Annotated in this window: 7 protein-coding genes; 4 read left to right on the top strand and 3 right to left on the bottom strand. The window is 35.7% G+C overall.

Translation table 11 applies throughout. The features are described 5' to 3' along the window. Window positions 1–592: 592 nt before the first annotated feature. The 3 genes from F6K15_RS36070 to crtH all read right to left on the bottom strand — a co-directional run bounded on the left by F6K15_RS36070 (window position 593) and on the right by crtH (window position 7,064). Complete coding sequence (locus F6K15_RS36070) at window positions 593–2,539, bottom strand: SBBP repeat-containing protein (protein WP_293070652.1); 1,947 nt, start codon at window positions 2,537–2,539, stop codon at window positions 593–595. A gap of 1,351 nt (window positions 2,540–3,890) precedes the next feature. Further along, window positions 3,891–4,907 (bottom strand): sulfurtransferase, encoded by a 1,017-nt coding sequence (locus tag F6K15_RS36065; protein ID WP_293070651.1) that lies wholly within the window; start codon window positions 4,905–4,907, stop codon window positions 3,891–3,893. Between the two features lie 606 nt (window positions 4,908–5,513). After that, a complete protein-coding gene (crtH, locus tag F6K15_RS36060; protein ID WP_293070649.1) occupies window positions 5,514–7,064 on the bottom strand; it encodes a carotenoid isomerase in 1,551 nt (516 codons plus the stop codon). Between the two features lie 124 nt (window positions 7,065–7,188). On the opposite strand from crtH, the gene F6K15_RS36055 reads away from it, so the two are divergent. The 4 genes from F6K15_RS36055 to F6K15_RS36040 all read left to right on the top strand — a co-directional run bounded on the left by F6K15_RS36055 (window position 7,189) and on the right by F6K15_RS36040 (window position 10,014). Further along, complete coding sequence (locus F6K15_RS36055) at window positions 7,189–7,410, top strand: hypothetical protein (RefSeq protein ID WP_293070647.1); 222 nt, start codon at window positions 7,189–7,191, stop codon at window positions 7,408–7,410. Between the two features lie 583 nt (window positions 7,411–7,993). Further along, a complete protein-coding gene (upp, locus tag F6K15_RS36050; RefSeq protein ID WP_293070654.1) occupies window positions 7,994–8,644 on the top strand; it encodes a uracil phosphoribosyltransferase in 651 nt (216 codons plus the stop codon). 642 nt (window positions 8,645–9,286) lie between these two features. Continuing rightward, window positions 9,287–9,613, top strand: a complete 327-nt coding sequence (locus F6K15_RS36045; protein WP_293070645.1) for a hypothetical protein — start codon at window positions 9,287–9,289, stop codon at window positions 9,611–9,613. A gap of 116 nt (window positions 9,614–9,729) precedes the next feature. Continuing rightward, complete coding sequence (locus F6K15_RS36040) at window positions 9,730–10,014, top strand: YggT family protein (protein ID WP_293070643.1); 285 nt, start codon at window positions 9,730–9,732, stop codon at window positions 10,012–10,014. The last annotated feature ends 151 nt before the right edge of the window (window positions 10,015–10,165 follow it).

Genomic DNA, 10,165 nt, shown 5'->3' with positions numbered 1-10,165 from the left:
AATAGACTTTTTGCAGAAGTAGGAAAAAGGGAAGAAAATTTCTGAAAAAATACACAAAAAATGATCTATATGTGTAATTTCTACTCCTATGTCTAATGGTGGTCTATTAAACATCTGGTGAAAAAAAATAGACTTTTTGCAGAAGTAGGAAAAAGGGAAGAAAATTTCTGAAAAAAAACACACAAAATTATCCATAAGTGTAATTTCCACTCCTATGTCTATTGTAATTATTTTCTCAAGGGAAATGGCAGTGGGAACATCTTGCTCCCTTGAACTTGCATTGTTCTTCCCCATCTACCATTACTATGCGCGACTATCAAAAAATTTGCATTGCTGAAATGTAATGACCAATAGCTGAAGGTAATATTGGAAAACATACTTTTTTTCGTTAATACTTAATCTAAAAATCATTACCAATCAGCAACGCCGAAAAATTTACCCCTATATCTATAATTAGATATCTCCAGAAAAGAGGGAACAGAGAACACCGGAACAGGGAACCCACCCCTAACCCCTCCCAGGAGGGGAATAATTGATAATTGATGGATAAGAATTGATTTGATTTTTGATTTTCACTCCTATGTCTATCAAATTAAGCAACTGCTTGACGCCCTTCAGTTTGGCCAAACCGAATATAATGTTCTAACCCATTGATAAATAAACCATTTGTCACAGCATCAGCAATTTCTGGGTAAGTAGTCAGATAAAATTCTTCATCAAAAGCAAACTGAGGCGATCGCCCTTCTAAAAAGCCAAATTCTAACCAATGTTCAAACCCGTTACTAAATACACCATTTGCCACAGCATCTGCTACAGCGGAATTTTCTAGCAAGTAAAGATTTTCGTTGAAAGTGCTGGGAATATTGGGGGAGGGAATATTTGGAGGTTGACTATTAGAGTTTAGTTTGGCAACAAAAATATCGCTCGCTGTACTACTACCACCTGGAATAAATTCAGGAAAAACAGTGGAGTTGCTGGAACCGACAATATAAGCATTACCAATTTCGTCTACTGCAATATCATTGCCAAATATACCCAAATTATTGTTGGTCTCAAAGGAAATTGAATATTCTATAGTTCCACCATCGTTAGATATTTTTCTGACAAAAGCATCAGCAAAATTATCGTTGCCAATAATATAAGTATTGCCAACCCCATCAATATCAAGACCTTCGATAGACTCGAAATTTGCTCCACCTAAATAAGTCGCATATCCAATAGAGTGATCGCTATTCACTTTCATCAAAATTCCGTCACTTTCACCCCCACCAAAATTATCTTGCAAAGCATTAACAGTGGGAAACTCTCCAACTGGGGGTACTACTGCATCACCTCCGATAATTTGACTACCGGAAGATCCTCCTACATAAATGTTACCCACTTCATCTACAGCAATGCTATTACCAGTATCTCCATCTACCGCACCATAATAAGTGGAAAAAATTAGGTCGCTACCGTCACTATTAAGTTGGGCAATGAATATATCTCGGTCTCCACCTAAAGAATTTTGTACTGCATTTTCAGTGGGAAAGTCAGCGGAGCGAGTATCACCAGTTATATAAGCATTGCCACTACTATCTATAGTAATATCGTTACTTACCTCCGTACCATTTCCACCAAATAAAGTTGAGTAGATTAATTCACTACCATCAGTAGATATTTTACTGACAAAAGCATCACGATTAAATTCACTAATTAAAGTATTTTGTAGGGCATTTTCTGTAGTAGGAAAGTCGCCAATACCAGTAAGAGGGACGATAGGAAAACGGAGTAAAGCACCTGTATCTCCTGTTATATAAACATTGCCATTATCATCTAAAGCAATACCACGACTAAAATCGTTATCTTGCCCACCTAAATAAGTAGAATATTCAATATTAGTACCATCATCAGATAGTTTAATTACAAAAGCATCTCCTGAAAATTCTCCGCCACCATAAGTATCTTGCAAAGCATTTACTGTCGGGAAGTCAACAGAATTAGTATTACCTGTGACGTAGATATCTCCACTTTCATCTACTTCAATATCTGTACCAAAATCATCACCACTTCCACCTATATATGTAGAATAAATCAGAGTTCCATCAGGAGAATATTTAGCAACAAAAGCATCGCCAGAACCAAATTCATTACCTCCAGCAAAACTATTTTGTACAGCATTTGCAGTTACTGGAAAATCTATAGAGTTAGTACTACCAGTAATGTAAATATTGCCTTCTTCGTCCGTAGTTATGCCTCCTCCATCTTCAAAATTACTGCCTCCTAAAAGGTCAGAAAATTCTATAGTTGGATTATTATTTGAAGGAATTGGGGAATCGAAATTTAACCCAGGATTACTAATCAAAACTATATCATTAGTTTCTGGGAAATTTTCCACTGGAGTAATTACCTCTGGAGAAACTTCCGATGGTGGTGGCGGTGGAAAATCTGGGTTTGTTGATATTACCTCTGGAGAAACTTCTACTGATGCTGGTAGTGGAAGTTCTGAACGTGTTAATATTCTCTGCGACTCTTCAATTATCAAGTTGAATTCATCCATAATTAGCACTAAATTCCATTCAAAATTTACTGGGGAATTATTTTTCTTATTATACAATAATTATTGCTTAATACATGGCTACTTAGTCAGTATTATTGCCGATCATTTATCTAAATATTTAGATATAGGAATTCTCATACTGGTGAGGTAAAAAATTCCTTTGTTTTAGAGAGTAGGGAATAAAAAAGAAACAAAACAACTATACCTCAGTAACTTGAAAAACATTATATTATTCAATTTCATCTCTAAAAACTTAACTATTAATCATTGATTTTTTTCTTTTGAACCTATCCCACTATTTTTACAGCATATTTCGGGCAAATTAGGTACAGGGTAAATGATGAAAATATTGTAGTGGGGCATCTTGCCCGCTTCGGGGTTTACCTCACGGGCAACGGGAAGCGCTTTCATTAATTGATAATTGATAATTGATAATTACCTCTGGTTAAAACCGTCCTTGATTGAATATAAGGAAATATTATTTCTTTTCTTGGTCTCATGGATATGGCGAGGAGACCTAGCCATCCCACCCTTCGGGAAGCTGCGCTTTACATGTTGCGTAGCAAAACGACCGCTTTTTCCCCGATCAAGGGGAGGCTTCAAGGCGCGAATTATTTAATAATTAATAATTAATAATTAATAATTAATTATTAATTATTTTGTAACAAGTTTATTTGTTTAAGTAAAACGTGTTTTCAAAGCTTAATTTTTCGTTTTTAACTCTCAAAATATTTAGGGTTTTTACCAAAAATATTATTAGTGGGATAGGTTTTTTTTATTTTGGCTTTAATACCATTTTGAAAAAAGAATGTTACAAATAGTAAGCAGTATTAAAGTAATTTATAGGAAATATCTATTGGACGAACAAGATAAATTACTAAATAAAAAATAGTATCAAACCTATTCATTCTGACTCCTGTCTCCTGACTCCTAAGCGGTAACCTAAATATTTGTAGCAAAGATTTATCAAACTGGTATAATACCAATTCTCATGCATTAATACTATACTTAGGTGACACTTCAGTTATTAAATAATTAATACAGACAAAGTCCCTTTTTGTTAATTAGGGCTTGCTGAAAAAGTCTTATGGGTGAGGGTAGGAGACAGCTATACTGGAGGAACGGGGAACTATAGAGGAGGTAGAAGAAAGAATTGCCCCTTAATTTTTTCGCCCTTGTTTCCTGAAAATGCGCTCCTTTTTGAACAACAGCCACCTAAAAGCTTGAACTTTTTTCGACCAAAAAAATGCTCAACCTTCTATTTGGCAATGCTTTGATAATTAATCAGCAAACCCTAATTAGCAGCTCAGTTAATGTTAATTATTCTTATGTTTATTTCTCCCCCACTCCCCTACTCCCCTATTCCCTCTTTTCTAGAGATTTCCAAAGGATAAATATTTGCACTACTAGCTGACCATTCCCACATAGAACCAGAATAATTTTTCACCTTAAATCCCAAATATATCAATACAGAAGTTGACCAAGCAGAACGTACACCACCCGTACAATAAGTAACAATAACTTTATCTTTTGTAATTCCCTTTTCTGTCAACATTTCTAAAATTTTATCCCGCGATAATAACATCCCATTATTATCTAACCAATACTTAAAATAGATATGAATTGCCCCTGGAATATGACCCCCACGTTGTTCTCCATAAGGTGTTTTTCCAGCATATTCTTGTGGTTCTCTAGTATCAATAATTACCAGATTATCTTTTCCTAAACTTGTTTTTAATTCATTCTGACTAATATGCCAATTTTCATTCCGATTAACAACAAAATCTCCTCTAGGTGGAGAATTATTTTTCGTAAACTTAACTGTAGGAAAACCCCCTTTAACTAAAGCAGTAAAACCTCCATCTACTAAAAAGGATTTTTGATGACCTAAAGTGCGTAACATCCAAACTATTCTGCCATCCTCTCCCCAACCATTTATGGTATTGCCAAATACTACTACTGGTTGATGATTAAAAATGCCTATAGCTTGTAATTTTTCTGTCAAAATTTTGTCATCTGTAAGTAACTTTCCTTTAAATGGAGATTGAGACTGAGAAAATTCTTGCCAACTTATACAAGTTGCGTTTAACAAACTTTGAGGATTCAATATTTTACAAGAACGAGCATCTAAAATTGTTGCTCCTTGTGCAACTAATTCCCGAGCTTGAGTAGAGCTAATTATCCATTGATTTTTGATTATTTGTTGGGGAGATTCATTAATAACAAACTGAGAATCAATAGATTGATTTTTGATTATATTCGTAGTTTTAAGAAAACTGGATATCGCCAATGTAGAAATTAATCCAAATATCATTAATCCTATCAGTGCAATAATTTTAACTGTACTTAAATTGAGGGGATTAAACATACAGCAATTTCCTCATTATATCATGTCCGGTTGAATAATTAGACTTTGGTGGAAGGAAGGCAGCTATGCTGGAGGCAGGAGCTTTTCTCCTATTGTCACCTTAATTTTATACACAAACGATGCTACCGGACATGATATTAATAAATTATGTAGTGGCGTAACACGCCTAAAATGTTGCAATAGTAGGGGGGTTCTGCGCTATTCTTAATTGCTCAACATTAAATTTAGATCAACGCACCCCACACCTTTTAATCTTTTGTATACAAACAATCTCTTAAAAAATTATGTATATCATATTTTATGAGAAAGGAAGAAAGAAAAAACATTAAAGTAAAAAACTTTATTTTCAATCTTCCCTTAATCTTTAATTACTGAATTATGAAGATTTCAAGCCTCTGTTTTTAAGGATGAAAAAGAAAAAAATTATTTTAGTAAACTCTCTTCTTTTAAGGAGAATTAATTATCTTTTCTGTGGTAGGTTTAATACCCAACCGTCTACAAAGTGCTTAAAATTGTTTGGGGTTTAATCCATAAGCAATTTTTATTTCTACTTCCCCCCTTCTGCTTTCAAAGGGGGGGGTAGGGGGGATGCCTTCTGCCTTAAAATCATCCTTTTTTCAATCCTAAATCAACAGCAACTTTATGAGCGCAGGCAAAACCAGAAAATGCCACAGCATTTAAACCTTGACCAGGAAATGTACTATCTCCAACACAATATAAACCAGGTATTGCAGTACGATTAAATGGCATTGCTAATAGACCTTTTAACTTACGACGAGGAATAGGTCCATAAGTACCATCTTCGCGATTTAAAAATCTCTGATGGGAACGACCTGTTCCTACTTCCATATAATCTAAACCAGCATCTAAACCAGGAAAAATCTTTTCTAATCTATCAATAACCCTCCCCGCAGCTTCCTCTTTTTTTGCTTCATATTCTTTGATACTTAATCCTTGCCAATCTTCTATATAACTAGGTGTAAAACTATGAACAATATGATAACCTTCTGGCGCTAAACCTGGGTCTAGAAGTGTAGGAATAGAGACAAAAATAGTACCTTCTGAATCCTCCATTTTCTCCCAATTTTCTAACACAATATGATGACATTCTGTACATTCTGGAAATACAGAAGCTTCAACTCCTAAATGTAAACTTAAAAAACTTGGTGACTTTTGATAATTACTACGCCATTTTTTCTCACTTGGCGGTATATTTTCTGCTGGAATTAACTTGCCAAAAGTATCCCATCTCGTCGCATTAGAAATAACCCGTTTACCTCGATAAACCTTTCCATTAGTTAACTTAACTCCTACCGCTTTTCCCTGTTCAATAATGATTTGTTGAACCCGAGATTTATATCTAATTTCTCCCCCTGTTTTCTCCAAACCTTCTACTAATTTTTGAGAAATTTTCCCCACACCACCTTTAGGGTAATTAATACCACCATAATGCCGATCGGAAAACACCATTCCAGCATTAATCATTGGCGTTAAATCTGCTGGCACTACTGACCAACAATAACATTCCATATCAATAAACTTTAATAATTGTTTATCGCTAATATATCGACGTGCAACATCACCTACATTTTGGGGTAAATACTTCAATAAACCCAGACAAGAACCAGGATGTTGAAAAAATGATTTGGAGAGATATTGTAATTCTTCTAGAGATAATAACTCCATAGAATTGAGATAATTAAATACTTTCCAACATTCATCATAAAATTGACTAATTCCTTTTGTTTCATGGGGAAATATTTGAGTTAATTCTTTGATAAACTTTTCATATTCTTGGTGAACTTTTAACTCTAAATTATCTGGTAGATGATAATGTATTTGTACCGGGTCGGGAATTGTTTCTATGCTAACATTTACCGCATCTAAAGCACGAGTCAATAAATTTGTTGTACCTTTTTTGCCAAAACCAAATATCATTGATGCACCAACATCAAATGTGTATCCCTTCCTTTCAAAGTAACCGGAACTACCACCAGGAATAGTATAACTTTCTAATACTATAACCTTGCCTCCTTTAGCTGCAAGTTGAGTAGCTGTAACTAAACCACCAATACCAGAACCGATAACTATTGCATCATATTCAAGTATTGGAGGAAATTTATCAGTTAATGACTGAGATGGCAGAGAAATTGTCATAGTAACACCTTTGAAAATTTGCTAGATTTTAGTGTAGCGCTTATGATGTTAATAGTGTTTAATTTGAGTCAATCAAAGTTTAGTAGTGGCGTGACACAGCTAAAATGGTTGATTAGATGGAGGGATGGGGAGATGGGGAGATGGGGAGATGGGGAGATGGGGAGATGGGGAGATAAAGACACCTAGAAACAAAAATTTATTACGCAGTTTTAGGCGTGTCACGCCAGTAGATACAGCATATTTCGGGCAAATGAGGTACAGGGTAAATGATGAAAATATTGTATTGCAGGCATCTTGCACGCTTCGGGGTGTACCTCACTGGCAACGGGAAGCGCTGTATATATAGCAATTTGATAATTGCTAAAATAGATAAGTTTTGGATTTTAGGGAATAGGGAAGAAAGAGTAGTAGGGAGTAGGGAGTAGGGAATAGAAAAAAAGAAAAACAACTTTACCTCAGTAACTTGAGAAACCCTATATATTTAATCCTAAATTTTTTATCGATCTTTTCCCTGATAGGTTTAATACCAATTTGATAAATGTTTGCTACAAATAACTAGGCTATTTATTAGGAGTAAACCCACCCCTAACCCCTCCCCTCCTGGGGGGGGAACTCAGGAGGAACGAGTCGTATGGGAATGGCTTCAATTCCATTTTTTAGGTCGTAAATTATCTTTTTCGTTAAAGGAACATTTCCTGTAAAGTAATTTATTCACACTTACTACTCGTAACATTATTTTTCAAAATTGGAATAATACCCCACCGTTATCCGCAATGCCTAAAAGCTTGTTGGGGTTTTATTCCCCATCCACTTTTCCCTTCTGTGCTAGATAACTAAAGTCTTCTTTCCTTCTTTCTTTCTTTCCTTCTCCAATAGTTATATGATAATTTAAGATTAATAAATTGGTATTTTATGGGAATTTTGCGATCGTGACTATGCAACTTCGTGTTTATGTCCCACCTCATCCTTTAGTAAAACATTGGTTAGGTGTAGCTCGTGACATAAATACACCCTCTGCTTTATTTCGCTCTGCAATGACAGAATTAGGTCGATGGTTAACCTATGAAGCAATTCGAGATTGGTTACCAATAGTAGAAACAACAGTACAAACTCCTTTAGCTGAATGTCCTGCTACTTTTGTTAATCCTCAAATCCCTGTCGTAGTAATACCAATTCTCCGAGCTGGTCTAGGATTATTAGAAGGAGCGCAAACTGTTTTACCATTGGCATCCATCTATCATCTGGGAATAGTTAGAAATGAAGAAACTCTCGAACCTAGCTGTTATTTGAATAAACTACCTCCCCAGTTTCCCCCTAGTGTTAAGGTTTTGATTTGCGACCCAATGTTAGCTACTGGTGGCACAATTATGCAGGCGATGACTGAATTAACTGAGCGTGGGGTTGATGTTGCTTCAGTCAGAATAATTTCTGTAGTAGCAGCTCCTCCTGCTCTACAAAAGTTGAGTACCACTTATCCTAACTTGGTTATCTATACAGCAACTATTGACGAGGTTGTTAATGATGTCGGCTATATTATACCAGGTATTGGCGATGCTGGCGATCGAACTTTTGGTACTTAGTTAGGGTTTGCTGAATAAAGTCTTTTGCTAGGGGTAGGAGTCAGTTCTCAGGAGTCAACCCACCCCTAACCCCTCCCTCTCCTGGGAGGGTAACTCAGGATAAATGGGAATTATAGAGGAGGTAGTCGGAAAAATTGTAAGAGTGATTTTTCTGCCATAATCGTCCCAAAATATGAGCTTTTTGCAGCTCTTTCCACCGAAAAGCTGACACTTTTTTAGACAAAAAAATTCTACAACCCTTATATGTCAATGCTTTGATATTTAATCAGCAAGCCCTAGTTATATCAAATCTGGTGGGTTGCCCATAGAATCTGGTTATGTAATAGAAATCTCCAATATTAATGAAGTCAGAAGTCAGAAGCGAGTGTGTAATTCTGAGGTCTCCTACGCCGCTTTTAAAGTGCGGGAATAGTTCCGCACACAGCCACTACAGAATGTAAGACACACTTCATTACAGTCAGAAGTTAACCCACCCGCTGGCCCCGCGGGTGGGTATCCTACTCCCAACTATATAAATAATACCGGATTTGATCTTACTGGCCACTTGAAGCAAATCAAAACTAATTGATTATTGAGATTCTATTAAAAATATGCTATTTTTGAAGATAGAAGTTAATATAAATGATTAGCTATTTGCTAAATATGAGTAATAGAGATGGTTTTGCAAGTGGTTTGATTGCAGGAGTAGCAGTTGGCGGCCTGGTCGGTGGATTATTGGGAATTTTAGTAGGATCAAGAGTGTCTAATGATGCAGATGAAGCAGAAAATTTATTAGAGACTCAAGAAGATACTGAAAAACAAAAAGCCATAAAAGAATCAGAAATTATAGAAGAGACTCGTCAAAGTTTGGAAGGTAAAATAGCCCAGTTGCATCAAGCAATTGATGAAGTGCGCCAACAAATAAATGGTGTTAATGGAAATTTGGCAAAGACTGGGCGATCACTCTCTGAAGAATCCTCAAATTATTAATTGTTATGGAATAGATTTTAGAGATAACTTATAATGAGAGGTTAGCTACACAAAACTGTGCTAAACTATACCTTAAAATCTATATAATTTCTTGTAGTATTAGAATAATAAAACTTATGAATGCATCCATAGGACTATTAGCCCAAACTTTAGGAACATTTGTACAAATATATTTAATTTTAATGTTCATTAGGATCTTATTAAGTTGGTTCCCTAATATTAACTGGTACGATCCACCATTTTCTGTATTGAGTCAGTTGACAGATCCTTATCTAAATATATTTCGTTCTATTATCCCACCCTTGGGAGGTATAGACTTTTCTCCCATAATCGCTATATTTGCTCTCCAGTTTGTTGCTCAAATTTTAACTGGATTACTAAATGGCTTGGCGGCTTATTAGTATCTATCAAATAGTTTTCTCTCATTGACATACTCCCGACGCTCCCCTACGGGAGAGCGCGGGATTCTTCAGCCAAGGAAGCCCTGACCGCAGTGTTAACAGAAGTGATGTCCTCCTCCTGTGTTGATAACAATCCAATTTTCTGTATCAG

Origin of the sequence: Okeania sp. SIO2B3 (assembly GCF_010672525.1) — a bacterium.
Taxonomy (GTDB): Bacteria; Cyanobacteriota; Cyanobacteriia; order Cyanobacteriales; family Microcoleaceae; genus Okeania.
This window is presented reverse-complemented; position numbering and strand designations above follow the sequence as displayed.

Bases quoted from the DNA above. Each gene is read 5' to 3' on its own strand.
- crtH (WP_293070649.1), bottom strand. From the start codon at position 7,064: ATGACAATTTCTCTGCCATCTCAGTCATTAACTGATAAATTTCCTCCA.
- F6K15_RS36070 (WP_293070652.1), bottom strand. From the start codon at position 2,539: ATGGATGAATTCAACTTGATAATTGAAGAGTCGCAGAGAATATTAACA.
- F6K15_RS36040 (WP_293070643.1), top strand. From the start codon at position 9,730: ATGAATGCATCCATAGGACTATTAGCCCAAACTTTAGGAACATTTGTA.
- F6K15_RS36045 (WP_293070645.1), top strand. From the start codon at position 9,287: ATGAGTAATAGAGATGGTTTTGCAAGTGGTTTGATTGCAGGAGTAGCA.
- F6K15_RS36055 (WP_293070647.1), top strand. From the start codon at position 7,189: ATGGGGAGATGGGGAGATGGGGAGATGGGGAGATGGGGAGATGGGGAG.
- F6K15_RS36065 (WP_293070651.1), bottom strand. From the start codon at position 4,907: ATGTTTAATCCCCTCAATTTAAGTACAGTTAAAATTATTGCACTGATA.